This is a genomic window from Klebsiella sp. PCX (genome assembly GCF_021869705.1).
Classification (GTDB): Bacteria; Pseudomonadota; Gammaproteobacteria; order Enterobacterales; family Enterobacteriaceae; genus Klebsiella; species Klebsiella quasipneumoniae.
The window spans coordinates 372,779-388,716 of the sequence record NZ_CP091527.1 but is presented as its reverse complement, the minus strand read 5'-3'; the positions used below and the strand labels follow the sequence as shown (position 1 = coordinate 388,716).

At 58.3% G+C, this 15,938-nt stretch carries 15 protein-coding genes and 1 pseudogene; 10 read left to right on the top strand and 6 right to left on the bottom strand.

Features of this window, described 5'->3' with window-relative positions; all coding sequences use genetic code 11:
• The first annotated feature begins 1 nt into the window (after position 1).
• The 3 genes from pgaB to pgaD are packed head-to-tail and all read left to right on the top strand — an operon-like array spanning position 2 to position 3,787.
• The gene (pgaB, locus tag GQR96_RS01790) at positions 2 to 2,017 is read left to right on the top strand and encodes a poly-beta-1,6-N-acetyl-D-glucosamine N-deacetylase PgaB (RefSeq protein ID WP_065904842.1); all 2,016 of its coding nucleotides are present in this window, start codon (positions 2 to 4) and stop codon (positions 2,015 to 2,017) included.
• Positions 2,010 to 3,341, top strand: a complete 1,332-nt coding sequence (gene pgaC, locus GQR96_RS01785; protein ID WP_065904793.1) for a poly-beta-1,6-N-acetyl-D-glucosamine synthase — start codon at positions 2,010 to 2,012, stop codon at positions 3,339 to 3,341. The genes pgaB and pgaC overlap by 8 nt, the downstream gene beginning before the upstream one ends.
• The gene (gene pgaD / locus GQR96_RS01780) at positions 3,338 to 3,787 is read left to right on the top strand and encodes a poly-beta-1,6-N-acetyl-D-glucosamine biosynthesis protein PgaD (protein ID WP_065697374.1); all 450 of its coding nucleotides are present in this window, start codon (positions 3,338 to 3,340) and stop codon (positions 3,785 to 3,787) included. Before pgaC ends, pgaD begins: the two co-directional genes overlap by 4 nt.
• Before the next feature lie 47 nt (positions 3,788 to 3,834).
• On the opposite strand, the gene GQR96_RS01775 is transcribed toward pgaD, so the two are convergent.
• Positions 3,835 to 4,620: a DsbA family protein gene (locus GQR96_RS01775; protein ID WP_004206394.1), complete on the bottom strand. Its 786-nt coding sequence runs from the start codon at positions 4,618 to 4,620 to the stop codon at positions 3,835 to 3,837.
• 225 nt (positions 4,621 to 4,845) lie between these two features.
• On the opposite strand from GQR96_RS01775, the gene GQR96_RS01770 reads away from it, so the two are divergent.
• From GQR96_RS01770 to cbpM, 3 genes are all read left to right on the top strand, one after another.
• Positions 4,846 to 5,529 carry a TerC family protein gene (locus GQR96_RS01770; RefSeq protein ID WP_004206393.1) on the top strand — a complete coding sequence of 228 codons (684 nt, stop codon included), beginning with the start codon at positions 4,846 to 4,848 and terminating at the stop codon, positions 5,527 to 5,529.
• 145 nt (positions 5,530 to 5,674) lie between these two features.
• The gene (gene cbpA, locus GQR96_RS01765; protein WP_004206392.1) at positions 5,675 to 6,592 is read left to right on the top strand and encodes a curved DNA-binding protein; all 918 of its coding nucleotides are present in this window, start codon (positions 5,675 to 5,677) and stop codon (positions 6,590 to 6,592) included.
• Positions 6,592 to 6,897 carry a chaperone modulator CbpM gene (cbpM, locus tag GQR96_RS01760; protein ID WP_020481009.1) on the top strand — a complete coding sequence of 102 codons (306 nt, stop codon included), beginning with the start codon at positions 6,592 to 6,594 and terminating at the stop codon, positions 6,895 to 6,897. Before cbpA ends, cbpM begins: the two co-directional genes overlap by 1 nt.
• 209 nt (positions 6,898 to 7,106) lie before the next feature.
• Here the strand turns inward: cbpM and GQR96_RS01755 are convergent, their stop codons facing one another.
• From GQR96_RS01755 to GQR96_RS01740, 4 genes are all read right to left on the bottom strand, one after another.
• Entirely contained in the window at positions 7,107 to 7,478 is a 372-nt protein-coding gene (locus GQR96_RS01755) for a plasmid partitioning/stability family protein (RefSeq protein ID WP_049117119.1), read from the bottom strand.
• Positions 7,479 to 7,487: 9 nt separating this feature from the next.
• Positions 7,488 to 8,444, bottom strand: a complete 957-nt coding sequence (parM, locus tag GQR96_RS01750) for a plasmid segregation protein ParM domain-containing protein (RefSeq protein WP_004177778.1) — start codon at positions 8,442 to 8,444, stop codon at positions 7,488 to 7,490.
• Positions 8,445 to 8,719: 275 nt separating this feature from the next.
• Positions 8,720 to 10,135: a melibiose:sodium transporter MelB gene (melB, locus tag GQR96_RS01745; protein ID WP_032456864.1), complete on the bottom strand. Its 1,416-nt coding sequence runs from the start codon at positions 10,133 to 10,135 to the stop codon at positions 8,720 to 8,722.
• Between the two features lie 93 nt (positions 10,136 to 10,228).
• Positions 10,229 to 11,581: an alpha-glucosidase/alpha-galactosidase gene (locus GQR96_RS01740; protein ID WP_032456863.1), complete on the bottom strand. Its 1,353-nt coding sequence runs from the start codon at positions 11,579 to 11,581 to the stop codon at positions 10,229 to 10,231.
• 239 nt (positions 11,582 to 11,820) lie between these two features.
• On the opposite strand from GQR96_RS01740, the gene melR reads away from it, so the two are divergent.
• Entirely contained in the window at positions 11,821 to 12,759 is a 939-nt protein-coding gene (melR, locus tag GQR96_RS01735; protein ID WP_004206385.1) for a transcriptional regulator MelR, read from the top strand.
• Positions 12,760 to 12,808: 49 nt separating this feature from the next.
• Here the strand turns inward: melR and proP are convergent, their stop codons facing one another.
• Entirely contained in the window at positions 12,809 to 14,311 is a 1,503-nt protein-coding gene (proP, locus tag GQR96_RS01730) for a glycine betaine/L-proline transporter ProP (protein ID WP_023291673.1), read from the bottom strand.
• A 187-nt stretch (positions 14,312 to 14,498) separates the two neighbouring features.
• Between proP and GQR96_RS24800 the strand changes: the two are divergent.
• The 3 genes and pseudogenes from GQR96_RS24800 (at position 14,499) to yjdN (ending at position 15,853) form a co-directional block, all read left to right on the top strand.
• Positions 14,499 to 14,768 (top strand): annotated as a pseudogene (locus GQR96_RS24800) (hypothetical protein).
• An 87-nt stretch (positions 14,769 to 14,855) separates the two neighbouring features.
• Entirely contained in the window at positions 14,856 to 15,191 is a 336-nt protein-coding gene (locus tag GQR96_RS01725; RefSeq protein ID WP_004206382.1) for a zinc ribbon domain-containing protein YjdM, read from the top strand.
• Between the two features lie 227 nt (positions 15,192 to 15,418).
• Positions 15,419 to 15,853 carry a VOC family metalloprotein YjdN gene (gene yjdN / locus GQR96_RS01720; protein WP_004206380.1) on the top strand — a complete coding sequence of 145 codons (435 nt, stop codon included), beginning with the start codon at positions 15,419 to 15,421 and terminating at the stop codon, positions 15,851 to 15,853.
• Positions 15,854 to 15,938: the final 85 nt, after the last annotated feature.

Below are 15,938 nucleotides of genomic sequence, written 5' to 3'. Positions count from 1 at the left end.
CATGCTGAACACGACCCTGCGCAACGGCCTGATGCTTCTCGGCTGGCTGTGCCTTATCTTCAGCGTGCGTGCTGAGGAGGCCCCCTTCCTCGCCCCGCAGCAACGACCCCAGCTGGAGGCCAATAAACCCTGGCCGGCGGATCGCTTTCTGGTGCTGGCCTATCATGACGTCGAAGACGACGCCGCCGACCAGCGTTATCTTTCGGTGCGGACCAGCGCGCTTAATGAGCAGATCGCCTGGCTGCTGCATCACGGCTACCATGCCGTGAGCGTTCAGGACATTCTGGACGCGCATCATGGCCTTAAGTCGCTTCCGCCTAAAGCTTTTCTTCTCAGCTTCGACGATGGCTATAGCAGTTTTTATACCCGCGTCTGGCCGCTGCTTAAAGCCTGGAACGTTCCGGCGCTGTGGGCGCCGGTGGGCAGCTGGGTGGACATCCCCGCCAACCAGCCCGTTAATTTTGGTGGCCTGATGACGCCGCGCGATCGCTTCGCCACCTGGGAGATGGTGCGCGAGCTCAGCCGCTCGCCGCTGGTGGAGATCGGCGCGCACACCTGGGCCTCGCATTACGGCCTGCCGGCCAATCCGCAAGGCAGCCGCGAGCCCGCCGCCGCCAACCGAGGCTGGGATAAAACCACCGGCCGCTATGAAAGCGACGCGCAGTTTACCCGGCGAATGACCGATGACGTGCAGAAAGTAACGGCGAAAATCCACGACGTCGCCGGGAAAGCGCCGCGCGCCTGGGTGTGGCCCTACGGCGCCGCCAGCGGCAGCACCCTGGCCATCGCCAAACAGCAGGGGTATCAGCTGGCGTTTACGCTGAACGACGGCCTGGGCAACGTGAAGGATCTGGACAATATTCCGCGCATGCTGATCGCCGGTAACCCGTCGATCAAGGCCTTTGCCAACGCAGTGACGCAGATTCAGGAAGCCGATCCTGTTCGGGTGATGCATGTCGATCTGGACTATGTCTATGACCCCAATCCCGTCCAGCAGGCAAAGAATATCGATAAGCTGATACAGCGCGTCTATGACATGAAAATCAGCCACGTCTTTCTGCAGGCCTTCTCCGACCCGCAGGGCGACGGCACGATCAAGTCGCTCTATTTCCCCAACCGCTGGCTGCCGATGCGCGCCGACCTGTTTAACTTCGTCTCCTGGCAGCTGCAGACCCGCGGCGGGGTGAAGGTTTATGCCTGGATGCCGGTGCTGGCCTTCGATCTCTCGTCCGATCTGCCGCGCGTTCAGCGCTGGGATCCGCAAACCGGGAAGGCGTTGCTTGCCCGTCAGCCCTATGTTCGCCTGTCGCCCTGGGATCCGCGGGTTCGCCAGCAGATCATCGACATCTATGAGGATCTGGCCCGACACGCCAGCTTCAGCGGGATTCTGTTCCACGACGACGCCGTGCTGACCGATTTTGAAGACGTGAGCCCGGAGGCGGTCGCCGCCTGGCGGCAGAGTGGCCTGGCGCGCGATGCCGGCCCGGTGCCCCAGCGTCCGCAGGAGCGTGAAGCATGGATGCGTTTCAAAAGCCAAACCCTGACCCGCTTCACTCTGCAGCTGCGCCAGGCGGTGCAGGCCATCCGCGGCCCGCAGGTAAAAACGGCGCGTAATCTCTTCGCCCTGCCGATCCTGGAGCCGCAGAGCGAAGCCTGGTTTGCGCAAAATCTGGATGACTTCCTTGCCGCCTATGACTGGACGGTGCCCATGGCGATGCCGCTGATGGAGTCCGTGCCGATCGACGCCAGCCAGGCCTGGCTGACGCGGCTGGTGCAGACCGTCGCCCGCCACCCGGGCGCGCTGAAGAAAACCATCTTTGAGCTACAGGCCAGAGACTGGAGCCGACGCCAGCACAACGCCATTCCTGACCAACAGCTGGCGGACTGGATGCGTTTGCTGCGGCTAAACGGCGTCAAAAACTACGGCTACTACCCAGACGATTTCATTAACAATCAGCCTGATATCTCCCGTATCAGACCGCAATTCTCTTCCTGGTGGTACCCTGACCATGACTGATCGCATTATCGCATTGTGCATTTTATGCCTCGTATTCGGGCTACCGTTAGGCGTCGCAGCGGTATTTACCGGCGAGCTTATCCTCGACTTTGTCTTTTTCTGGCCGCTGTTTATGTCGGTGCTATGGATCACCGGGGGTCTGTACTTCTGGTTTCAGCTGGAGCGCCACTGGCCGTGGGGCGAGGATACCCCGCCGCCGACGCTGCCGGGCAATCCGCTGATCTCGATACTGATCCCCTGCTTTAACGAGGAGAAAAACGCCCGGGAGACCATCAGCGCAGCGCTGGCCCAGCGTTACGCCAATCTCGAAGTGATCGCGATTAACGACGGCTCTTCCGACAACACTGCCCAGGTGCTGCAGCAGCTGGCGCAGGAGGAGCCGAGGCTGCGGGTGATACACCTGGCCGCCAATCAGGGAAAAGCGGTGGCGCTCAAAGCGGGCGCCGCCGCCGCCCGCGGCGATTTGCTGGTCTGCATCGATGGCGACGCCCTGCTGGACCGGGATACCGCGGCCAGGCTGGTCGCGCCGCTGATCCACTACCCGCACGTCGGGGCGGTCACCGGCAACCCGCGGATCCGCACCCGATCCACGCTGATCGGCCGCATTCAGGTCGGGGAGTTCTCGTCAATCATTGGGCTTATCAAGCGGACGCAGCGGATCTATGGCCGGGTCTTTACCGTATCTGGCGTGATCGCCGCCTTCCGGCGCCAGGCGCTGGCGGACGTCGGCTACTGGAGCCCGGATATGATCACTGAAGATATTGATATCAGCTGGAAGCTTCAGCTCCGCCACTGGGACATCTTTTTCGAGCCGCGGGCGCTGTGCTGGATCCTGATGCCAGAGACCCTCAAAGGGTTATGGAAGCAGCGTCTGCGCTGGGCCCAGGGCGGGGCCGAAGTCTTTCTGGTCAACCTACGCCGTCTGTTTCACTGGCAGCATCATCGGATGTGGCCGCTGTTTCTGGAGTATGCCTGCTCCACGCTGTGGGCCTTTGCCTACGCGGTCACCATCCTGCTGTTTATCCTCAGCCGCCTGATGCCATTGCCGGACAACCTGACCGTGCACAGTCTGTTTCCGCCTGAGTTCACCGGCATGCTGCTCGGCCTGATGTGCCTGCTGCAGTTCGTCGCCAGCCTGTATATCGAACGGCGCTATGAGAAAAAGGTGGCCAAATCCCTGTTCTGGGTGATCTGGTTCCCGATGGTTTACTGGATGATCGGCCTGCTGACCACGCTGGTCGCTTTTCCGAAAGTGATGTTGAAACGTCAACGTTCCCGCGCGCGCTGGGTGAGCCCGGACCGGGGAAAAGGAAGCCTGCGATGAATGAAAATACGCTCATCTTAACCGAACACCGCGTGCTGCCCCGGCTGGTGGACGCCGGCTTAACGCTGCTGGCCTGGCTCGGTTTTCTGTTCTTTCTTTACGCCAATTTGGTGATGCAGTTCATCGCGCCGCCCTCCCCGCGCTGGTCGTCGCTGATGGACTCCCTGAATACGGCGCTGGTATATTTATTGCTTGCCGCGCTGAACGGCTGGCTGTTGATCCTCTGGTATCACTATAACCGACGCCGCGCCCACACCCGGCGTCACACCGCGGTGCTTACTCTGCGGGATGAGGAGCTGGCCAGCAGCTTTAACGTCGCCCCGCAGATCATCTCCGAGATGAGTCGCTATAATTTGCTGACCGTTTACCACGATCACATTGGCCAGATTATTGATTTAAAAAGCCACGCGCTGCCGCCACCGAACGAGGAAAGGGATCATGAATGATAGCAGAGCCGCCCTCGGCGGCCCTGACCGGGTAACGACGCCGCCGATCAGCCGCCGGCTTTTTTAATCGCGGCTTCGAGCGAGGCTTTATCCGCCAGTCCCGGGAAGACGGTGATGCTGGCTTCCGTGGCGCCGGTGGTCGGCATCACGATCACGCCCGGCGTGCCGCTAAGACCAATCTCCTGCGCCAGGTCGTTAATGCTCTGCAGTACCGGTTCGACGTCGCTGGCCTTCTTCGCATCAAAGCCGGCTTTCTTCGCCTGCTGCTGGATATCCGCCGTCGTCAGCTTGCCTTCGTTATGTCCGGTGGCGTAGATCCCGTTATGGTAGGTCAGATAGGCATCCGCCCCTTTCTGCTGATAGATCTGCAGGCCGGTTTTCGCTGCTTCCAGCGAGCTTTCCCAGCGGCCGCCAAAGATAGGCCACTCTTTAAAAGCGAAGCGGGTCTGCGGATGCGCTTTAATCACCTGTTCCATCACCGGTGCCAGCCGGCTGCAGTAGACGCACTGGTAGTCAAAGAACTCAATCACCGTGACTTTGCCGTTGGCCGGGCCGTAAGTCGGGGTATTTTTATCCTGGGTCAGCAAGGCGGCATTCTTCAGCACCGCCTGGGTGGCCGCGCTGGCCTGTTGCTCAGCCTGAATTTGCTGCAGTTTCTGGCTTGCCTGCAGGAGAACTTCCGGGTGGGCGACCAGGTAATCGGCGGCGATTTTGCCGATTTGCGCCTCCTGTTCCGGGGTGAAGGTCGCCGGCGCGTCAGCGGCAGAGGCCATCGCCGGCAGTAAAACAGCGCTCAGCAGGGCGACAGAGAGGTATTTCTTGTGGCCAGACATAGTGGGGATCCTTGCGATAAGTGAACGGCAGGTGTGTCTGTATGACAAAATATCACCCTTTTTCACCGAAGCCTTGCCCGACGGCGCGTTGATTCGTAACTTTATTTTTCAGGCTCAGGTTCCACGCGCGTTGGCGCGGGCCGGCGCCAGCGGTCAACGCTCACCGGGCGGAGTGCCCTGCGCAGCGGCTTTTCGTGGTATTTATTTCAGGTGGTTTCTCTCAATATGTATGCGTTTCTTCAACAATGGGACATGGCGGTGATTATGCTGCAGATTGTCGCCATCGACTTACTGCTGGGCGGCGATAACGCCGTGGTGATCGCCATGGCCTGTCGCAAACTGCCGCCGCAAAAACGCACCAAAGCGATCGTCATCGGCACCGTAGGCGCTATCCTGGCGCGCATCCTGCTGCTGGCGATCGCCCTGTATCTCCTGTCGCTGCCGTGGCTGAAAATAGTCGGCGCGCTGCTCCTGCTGTGGATTGGCATCAAGCTGGTCAGTGATGAGGAGGACGAGAGCGAGGTTGCCAGCTCAGGCAGCCTGTGGCGCACCGCAATCACCATCACCGTAGCGGATGTGATCATGTCGCTGGATAACGTGCTGGCGGTGGCTGCCGCAGGCAAAGGACACATTGCGCTGGTCGCCCTCGGCGTGGCGATCAGCATCCCGGTTATCGTCGCCGGCAGCAAACTGGTGCTGGCCCTGCTCACCCGCTTTCCCGCGGTGGTGCTGCTGGGCGGGATGCTCATCGGCTGGATTGCCGGCTCAATGCTGGTCAGCGACCCTACCCTCCGCCAGCTGTTTCCCACTGCCGGCGAGGGCATGGCGCGCCTGGCCGGCGCCATCGGCGCGCTGCTGGTGCTGTTCGCAGGCTGGCGCCGTCGTCAGCGGCCGCAGGCGAAAGACTAGCCTTGCCCAAGACGCCGTTGATCCCGACGGCGTCAAGTTTCCGCCACTTTTCTTCCCCTTCAGGGCGCATTTGCCCTACGCTTTATACAGACGCCTGATCCAGGGAATATGTAACCACCGCACTGAGCATAGATGAGATAACAGCATGGAATTGAAGGATTATTATGCCATTCTCGGGGTGCAACCAACCGACGATCTGAAAACCATCAAGACCGCCTACCGCCGCCTGGCGCGCAAGTACCACCCCGACGTCAGTAAAGAAAACGATGCCGAAGCCAAATTTAAGGACCTCGCCGAAGCCTGGGAAGTCCTGAAAGATGAGCAACGGCGCGCGGAATACGATCAGCTCTGGCAGCATCGCAACGATCCCGGGTTCGGTCGCCAGCAGCAGACCCACGAGCAGAGCTACAGCCAGCAGGATTTCGACGACATCTTCTCCTCCATGTTTGGCCAGCAGGCGCATCAGCGTCGCCGCCAGCACGCGGCGCGCGGCCACGACCTGGAGATCGAGGTCGCAGTGTTCCTTGAAGAGACGCTGGCCGAGCAAACCCGCACCATCAGCTATAACCTGCCGGTGTATAACGTGTTCGGCATGATTGAAAGCGAAACGCCGAAGACGCTGAATGTGAAGATCCCCGCCGGGGTAGTCGATGGTCAGCGTATCCGCCTGAAAGGCCAGGGGACGCCGGGCGAAAACGGCGGCCCGAACGGCGATCTGTGGCTGGTGATCCACATCGCCCCGCACCCGCTGTTCGACATCGTGGGACATAACCTGGAGATCGTCCTGCCGCTGGCGCCGTGGGAGGCCGCGCTGGGCGCCAAAGTCACGGTGCCCACCCTGAAAGAGAGCATTCTGCTGACGGTGCCGCCGGGTAGCCAGGCAGGGCAGCGCCTGCGCATCAAGGGCAAAGGGCTGGTGAGCAAAACCCACACCGGCGATTTGTTCGCCGTTATTAAAATTGTGATGCCACCAAAACCAGATGAAAAAGCGCGTGAGATCTGGCAACAGCTGGCGACCGCCGAAGCCAGCTTCGATCCGCGTAAGACATGGGGGAAAGCCTGATGGCTACAGTAACAGTGACGTTTACCATTACCGAATTGTGCCTGCGTACCGGGGTGTCGGAAGAGGAGCTGACGGAGATTGTCGGCTTAGGCATGATTGAACCGCACCAGCCGCAGGCGGACGCCTGGCTGTTCGACGACAGCGCGGTGACGATTGTCCATCGCGCGGTGCGCCTGCGTAACGAGCTGGAGCTGGACTGGCCGGGGATTGCGGTGGCGCTGACGCTGCTGGATGAGAACGCGCGGCTGACCCGCGAAAATCGCCTGCTGCAGCAGCGCCTGGCCCGCTTTCTCGCCCACGGATAGGGGCGACATCCCGGGTGGCGGCGTACCGTCTTACTGCCGGGTGGCGGCTACGCCTGACCCGGCCTACAAACTAAGCACAGCGCAAGCCGGGGAATTTCCCAGTCGCGGCGTTCCGCCTTACCCGGGCTACCGGACAGTGTAAACAGTAGCCCGGCTAAGCGCAGCGCAAGCCGGGGAGTTTCCCGGATAGCGCAAACCGCGAATAGCGCTTAATCCGGCAGCGAACCGGCGAGGTTGCGCGCCGAAACGCTCTCGCTGACCGGCGCGGGCGGCTCCGGCGCCTTAGCCGGGGCGGCCGCTGGTGCGGCTGTCGGGGCGGAAGAGGCCGGCTGGATCTCAAGGAACGAGGCCAGCATCTTGCGCAGCGTTTCCGGTTTCGTGTCTTCCGCCAGCAGCGCCGCCAGCATCGACGGCAAGCGGCTATCGACTTCCCCTAACGCCAGCCCCGCCAGCAGCGCCGTGCGCGACATATCGCCACGGTCGCCGCGGTGGTGGGCCTCAATTTTTGCGTCCGCGAAGCGCTCGCTGGCGCTGATATCCGGGCGCAGGTAAATCAGCACTTTTCTGCGATCCAGAGTCATAGACGCTCCTTAGCCAATAATTTTCAGACCACGCACCAGGGCGAACTGCGGCTCTTCAGCCACCACGAAACGGTCCTCACGCAGGCCCATACGTTCACGAATGGCATCGGCCACCAGCGGCGCGCCGCCGCCAATCACGATGGCATGCGAGTAGCCTTTAAAGCTATCGATAGCCGTCAGGACGCGGGTGGTCAGACGTTCGATGCTGTTATTGATCACCTTCTTCACCTCAGAAACCGCATCCGGATCGTTAATGTTATCGGTCAGATACTCTTCGTCGTGGCGATTGATAATGATCTGGTCGACGTTATAGCTTGAGGTATCGGTATTCGCCCGCGCCAGCGCCAGCTTAACGGCGTCGGTCACCAGCGATACGCCCAGCTTCGGGTCGCCGTAAATGCGCGAAACCGAGGTCATCTGCCCGGCGACCATCGAGATATCGAGCGTGGTGCCGCCGAGGTCGATAATCAGCACCGAATGGGAGGGCTTGAGTTCATCGCACAGGCTAATGCCCGCCGGAATCGATTCCGGGCGCACGGTGACTTTGGTGATATTGAACACCACGCCTTTATTCAGTTTAACTTCGCGCAGCAGGCTCTTTTTCTTACGCTCAATGTTGTCGAGGCGATATTGCGCATCCTCGTCATAAAATTCAGTCAGCGGCAGCGTCACGACGATTTCGACGTCCTGTGGCTCAAGACCGCTGGTCAGCAGCGCGTGATGGACAGCGATGGAGTTCAACGGGCTGTACTGCCAGTCAATATTATTGGTCGGGAGCGCATCGGGGGTGATCAGGTCGAATGAGTACTTTTCATCATCCACGGTGTAGTTAAAAGGCTTCCCGGAACCGAAGGTGGCAGACCAGCCGCGTTTAAAACTGTTGGGGCTGATATGGGTGAAAGTTTCGCCATCTTGCTCCCACAGCATTTTGATATTGGTTGAACCATCATCGATAAAAATGCGCATCGCATTGCTCCATCACTGAGACAAATAAGAGAAAAATGTAACACCCAACAAGCGTAGCAAGAGTTAAAAAGCAGCGCAAGAGCACGAAAAAGAGACAATTCTGAGTTTTATTTGAGAACAAATGGAGCCAATAGCAACTCCGTGCGCATAAAAAGAGACCATTTTGAGGCAAATTAGAGAAATACGTTTTTCTCTTTTTGCCCGTTTTCGACGCTCATTTTTGCCCAAAAAGAGAGCATCCCTCCCCTCTTTCGTCAGCGGTTTTTGAACGCTTTTTACACCTGGTTGGGTACCACAATGGGCCGTTCCGGCTCAGCCACATTTTCCGGTACCCGGCGATATTTATCCAGCAGGTGAATCTGAATACGACGCAGCATATCGCCGTTGAGCTTGTAATAGCGGAAATAGAGCAACAGCGTCAGGGCAAAAAAGAGCGTCGGCAGCGCAATCATAATCGCCTGCATCCCCAGCAGCGTCTGGGACGACTGGGCCACATTCGGCACGTAACCGATGATACCGAGCACGATAGCGATAAACCAGGCCGCGAACGCCGAGCCCGCTTTCACCACCAGCGTCTGCACCGAATAGGCGATACTTTCGCAGCGGATGTTCATCGTATATTCGCCGTAGTCGACGGTATCGGCCACCATAATAACCTGCAGCACCCAGAACAGCGCGGTACCGATATTCAACAGCACCCCAGCCAGCGAAATAAGCGCGATGTTATAGACCCCGCTCAGCGCCATCAGCAACAGCACGCCGCAGCCCAGCACCGGCATGATCGAGGCTCCCGCCCACAGGATACGTCGCGACAGCCCTTTCACCAGCCGCGGAAACAGCACTAAGGTCAGCAGGTTCGCCGCGCCGGCGTAGGACATGTAATACGGGAACATCTCTGCGCTGCCAATCACGTAGGTAAAGTAGTAAATCGCAAAGCCCGCGATAATATTCGCCGCCGTGTTATAAGCCAGCGCCATGCCCAACAGGCAGGCCAGCTGATCGTTTTTATAGATCAGCGCCACCATCTGGCGCAGTGAGAGATGGCTGGCATCCTCGCTCACGCCGCTATCCGAGGAGTAAACCTCGTGGACGTTGCGCAGCGTGACGAGGGTGGAAACCACGAAGAAGGCGATCAACACCAGGGTGAACATCTGGAAACCGAAACCGCGGTCGGCGCCGCCCACGGCGCTGACAAACGGCAGCGTGACGCCGGCAGTAACGAATCCCGCCAGGCTGGCGAAAAAGCGTGGATAGGGCACCAGCTGTTCACGTTCGCGCTTATCGAGGGTAATAGTCGGCACCAGCGACCAGAACGGCACATCCATGATGGTGTAGGTGAACCCCCACAGCAGGTAGGTTAGCCACACCCATGCCAGTAACGCCCCGCCGGAGAAGTGATGGGCGCTGAACAGCATATACAGCACCACCGAGTTGGTTATCGTGCCGATCAGGATCCACGGTTTGAATTTTCCCCATCGCGATCGCGTACAATTCACGATCCACCCCATGATCGGATCGGCTATCGCATCGAGGATCCGCGCCACCAGAAACAGGGTGCCGACCACCCCAACCGACAGTCCAACAATATCGGTGTAGTAATACATCAGGTACATGTAGACGATACCGATAGCGAAATCTTTACCAAAGGCACCAAATCCGTAGCTGAGCTTTGTTGTCATTGAAATACTCATAGGGTACAGGTCGCTGTCGCCAGCGCCTCCTTCAGTGTTTGATAGAGCATGCAGGGCGCCGCCGGGATCGTTGCCCCCGGCGGCATGAGAAGATTAACGATGCAGCCAGGCCGGCAGCCAGTCGCCGTGGCTGGCGATCAGATCGTCCACCAGCGCGTAGATCTCTTCGATCCCCAACACCGCGGCGGTGTGCGGATCCATCATCGTGGCGTAATAGACGTAATCGCGATTTTCGGTGAGGATCGCCTCCGTAAGCAGCGTCTGCACGTTGATATTGGTCTGCATCAGCGCCGCCAGATGCGCCGGCAGCGCGCCCACTTTGGTCGGCTGAATGCCGTTGGCGTCCACCAGGCAAGCCACTTCCACGCAGCAGCCCTGCGGCAGGTTGTCGATAAGGCCGTCATTGCGCACGTTGCCATACACCACGCTTGGCTCGCCGGTCCAGATGGCGTTCATGATGGTGCTGGCATACTCGCGGGATGGCTTCACCTCGATGCGCTCGCCGCGCTGATAGCTCTCCAGCTCCTGATGCCAGTTGGCCAGTTGCTCGACGCAGCGTTTCGGGTATTCATCCAGCGGCACTTTATAGCGGGCGATAAGGTCCTCGCGGCCCGGCTTGATAAACCATGGCGTGTATTCGGCAAAATGCTCCGACGACTCGGTCACAAAGTAGCCGAGCTTTTTGAACATCTCATAGCGGACGATGTTTTCGCAGCGCGGGTTGCCGTGCAGGTTAGGCTTCGGCGCGCGCCCGTCAGCGTAGGCCTGCAGCAGGTCGGGATAAAGGTTGACATAGCTGCCGTCGGCGAGCTTTTTCTCCAGCGAGAGATAGAACGCCATATGGTTAATCCCGGCGCAGCGGTAGCGTAAATCCGCCGGGTTGAGGTCAAGATCGCGCGCCAGTTCTTCCGCCGTTCCCTGCACCGAGTGGCACAGGCCAACCTGTTTAATATGCGGGTAGCGGGCGTAGATGGCCCAGGTGTTCATCGCCATTGGGTTGACGTAGTTAAGCAGGGTGGCGTCCGGGCAGACCTCGGTCATGTCGTCGCAGATAGCCCATAGATGAGGTATGGTGCGCAGGGCGCGCATAATGCCCCCCGGACCCAGCGTATCGGCGATGGTCTGCTCCAGGCCATGGCGTTTACAGACCTCAAAATCAGTGACGGTACAGGGCTCATAGCCGCCAATCTGGAAGGCGACCACAACGAAATCAGCGCCCTGCAGGGCGGTTTTGCGATCGCGATGGCAGCTGATTTCGCCCTTCGCGCCGACGGAATCCATCAGCTTGCGCACCACGGTATGCGACTCTTCCAGCCGGGTGTCATCGATATCCATCAGCGCGACATGCGCCGATTTCAGCGCCGGGCGCTGGAAAACATCACCGAGAATATTTTTAACGAACACCGTCGAACCGGCGCCGATAAAGGTAATTTTTGGGGCGGTCATTACGCTCTCTCCATCAGGTCATTGAACCCTTGCAGAGTGGCACGCCATTCAGCGTTGCGCTGCCCTGTTCCAACCGGAGCATTCCCGAAAGCTCAGATCGGCCATTAAGCGCCACAAAATCTGAGTTTTCGGGAACAGATTGCGCAAAAAGGAGAGAAAATGGGCCGATTCTTCCGCTAAGCTGTCGTCAGTTCTGGCGAAAAATGCAGCCACTCTGACAATTCAGGAATACGCTAACGATGGAATACCGCTTCACCTCCCTGCCCCCCGATCCCTTTATGTGCAGCAGCGATGAAAAGCAGAGCCGCAGCCCGCTGGCGCTCTACTCTGAGTATCAGCGTATGGATATCGAGCTGCGCCCGCCGCACGCCATGCCTACCAGCCACTGGCATGGCCAGGTGGAGGTCAACGTGCCGTTCGATGGCGACGTGGAATATTTGATTAATAACGAAGTGGTGCGCATAGAGAAAGGCTATATCACTCTGTTCTGGGCCTGTACGCCGCATCAGTTGACCCGCCCGGGGGATTGCCAGCAGATGGCGATCTTTAACCTGCCGATGCATCTGTTTCTCTCATGGCCGCTGGACCGGGAGCTGATCAACCACGTCACTCACGGGATGGTGATTAAATCCCTCGCCGCCCAGCAGCTGAGCGCCTTCGAGGTGCGCCGCTGGCAGCAGGAGCTGAACCACGACAATGAACAGATTCGCCAGCTGGCGATCGATGAAATCGCCCTGATGCTGAAGCGGCTGAGCCTCGCCGGCTGGCAGCCGATTCTGGTCAACAAAACCTCGCGCACCCATAAGAACAGCGTCTCGCGCCATGCGCAGTTTTATGTCAGCCAGATGCTGGAATTTATCGCCGCCCACTACGACCAGGCGCTGACCGTCAATGCCGTCGCCGAGCACGTTAAGCTCAACCCGAACTATGCGATGGGGGTATTCCAGAGAGTGATGCAGCAAACCATGAAGCAGTACATTACCGCCATGCGTATCAATCACGTGCGGGCGCTGCTGAGCGATACCGACAAGACCATCCTGGATATCGCCCTCACCGCCGGTTTCCGCTCCAGCAGCCGTTTCTACAGCACCTTTACCCGTTACGTGGGGATGCCGCCGCAGCAGTACCGTAAACTTAGCCAACAGCGTCGTCACGGTCTGGCCTTGCCGGAGGCATAAAAAATGCCGCCGGGGTTTCCCCTGGCGGCATGATTAGCAGTGAAAACAGTTAGTCGTTGATACGCGGATGCTGCTGCACCAGACGCGACCGTTTTGCCTGCAGATCGGCGATCTCCTGATCGATATCTTCGATTTTTTGTTCGATGTTATCGTAGTGCTCGCCAAGGATTTCTTTCGCTTCCTGAATATCCGACGCCGCCGGGGTCGCCCCTTTCAGCGGACGGTTAGCCGTCTCTTTCATCGACAGGCCCGTCGCCATACCCACCACCGCGATCACCATCAGGTAGTATGCCGGCATCATCAGGTTCTGGGTGGTCTCCACCAGCCACGCCGCCAGGGTTGGCGTCAGACCGGCAATCAGCACCGAGATGTTAAAGGCGCTGGCCAGAGCGCTGAAGCGGATGTGGGTCGGGAACATCGCCGGCAGCGATGAGGCCATCACGCCGATAAAGCAGTTCAGCACCACCGCCAGCAGCAGCAGACCGGCGAAGATCAGGCTCGTCACGTTGCTGTTGATCATAATGAAGGCCGGGATCGACAGGGCAAACAGCGCCACGCTACCAATCAGGATAAACGGACGGCGGCCGAAGCGGTCGCTGAGCATGCCGATAACCGGCTGCACAAACAGCATCCCGACCATGATGGCGATGATGATCAGCACCCCATGGTCTTCCGAGTAGTGCAGGTTATGCGACAGGTAGCTCGGCATGTAGGTCAGCAGCATGTAATAGGTCACGTTAGTGGAAATCACCAGACCGATACAGGTCAGCAGGCTGCGCCAGTGCTTAGTGGCAATCTCTTTAAAGGAGACCTTCGGCCCGTCCTGCAGACCTTCACGGTCGCCCTGCTCCATGGTGTCCACATGCTGCTGGAACGCCGGGGTTTCTTCCAGCGCATGGCGCAGATAGAGCCCGATGATGCCTAACGGCAGCGCCAGGAAGAACGGGATACGCCAACCCCACTCAAGGAAGTTCTGTTCCCCCACTACGCTGGAGATCAGGACCACCACGCCAGCCCCCATCACAAACCCGGCGATGGAGCCAAAGTCCAGCCAGCTGCCCATAAACCCGCGTTTACGGTCAGGGGAGTATTCCGCGACGAAGATCGATGCCCCGGTATATTCACCACCGACCGAGAAGCCCTGCGCCATTTTACACAGCAGCAGCAGGATCGGCGCCCAGATACCTATCGTGGCATACGAAGGAATAAGGCCGATACAGAAAGTACTTATCGACATGATCACGATAGTTATCGCGAGAATTTTCTGCCGACCATATTTATCGCCCAGCATCCCGAAGAACAGGCCGCCTAACGGACGAATTAAAAATGGAACGGAAAAGGTGCCGAGTGCGGCAATCATCTGCACGCTTGGGTTGGCATCGGGGAAGAAGACTTTACCTAAGGCGTAGGCCACAAAGCCGTAGACGCCGAAATCGAACCACTCCATCGCGTTGCCCAGGGAGGCCGCGGTGATCGCCTTTTTCAGTTTACCATCGTCGATGATGGTCACATCCTTAAGGGTGATGGGCTTTATTTTTTTCCTTTTAAGCATATTTTTCCTCTGCTACTCCGCCTTGAGTGCACGCCTCTTCGCCGAATGGCAAAGCCATTCGCATCGTGCGTCAGGAGCGGTGAATTGCTGTGCTCCTCATTTCAAGCGTAGCAGGTTTGCCTGCACTGTCTGCTGACAGAATGTACAACCGAACCTGTTGACGCCTGCTCTGGCTACTGGTGAATAAATAGAGCGGCTCATCGTGATAATTGATGAAATTGACCTGCTCCCCTTTTTTACCCTAACAGTGTTTATATCTGCGATCAACTTCACATAAATTTACCGCCTAATTACAGAGTGTCGAAAAATAAATAAGTTCATTTCCTGCCGATCGCCCGGAAATTATTTCGTCGATTTTGCTCCACCTCGGGCGGTTAATTTCAGCGTTTATTCGCTTCTTCCCGGAATAACACCACGGCTATTTTTTATCAAAAAAACACCCGACAAAAGTGGGTGATTGCGCTATAATCACACCCACTTTCGGCTCTCAGCCGCTGTTTAAAGGACCAACGTCCTGTTTTTCGACGACATCACGAGGAACGTCATGCAACTGCCACACTGCCCAAAATGCGATTCGACTTACACTTATGAAGACAACGGCATGTACATCTGCCCGGAATGCGCCCATGAGTGGAACCCTGCCGAAGCCACGGAAGAAACCGACGTTCTGATCGTTAAAGATGCCAACGGCAATTTACTGGCCGATGGCGACAGCGTCACGGTAGTGAAGGATCTGAAGGTTAAAGGCAGCTCTTCGATGCTGAAAATCGGCACCAAAGTGAAGAATATCCGCCTGGTCGAAGGCGATCACAATATTGACTGCAAAATTGACGGTTTTGGCCCGATGAAGCTGAAATCTGAATTCGTCAAAAAGAACTGATTTATTTCCGGGCAGGCGACGCGATTATTTTCCCCTATCGCCGTCGCCGCTCCCGATATCCTGACGGTCCCTCGCCTCCCTGCGTATCCGGTTATTTATCCGGCCAGCCGCCGCTATTTATGCAGCCCCCTGCAGCGGTATTCCCACCCCATTTTCGCGCTGCCGTCTGGCTCAATCCCGCTGCGGGCGACTACGCTTTACGGGTTACGGTCACTGAGGTATTCACCATGTCCTTAAGTCCCTACCTTGCCTTTGCGGGCAACTGCGCCGAGGCGATCGCTTTCTATCAGCAGACGCTGGGCGCGGAGCTGATGTTTAAAATGACCTTTGGCGAAATGCCGCCTTCGGCGCAGGAAGCCTCTGACGGCTGCCCGTCTGGCCAGAAGATGGCGAATGACGCCATCGCCCACGCCAGCCTGCGCATCGGCAACGGCGAGCTGATGCTAAGCGACAGCGCCTTCGGGCCCGATGTACACTACGCCGGCTTCACCCTCGTCCTCGATCCCAGGGATGTCGCTGAAGGTCAGCGCTGGTTCGAAGCGCTGGCGGTCGGCGGACGCATTGAGATGGCCTGGCAGGAAACCTTCTGGGCCCACGGCTTCGGCAAAGTCGTGGATCGCTTTGGCGTTCCCTGGATGATCAACGTGGTCAAACAAGGCTGACCCCGCCAGGGCGGCCTGGCCGCCCTGTCATCCGTCTGGCATTAACTCTTCATCCTTTAGTCATCATCACTTAACCGAACTGCAA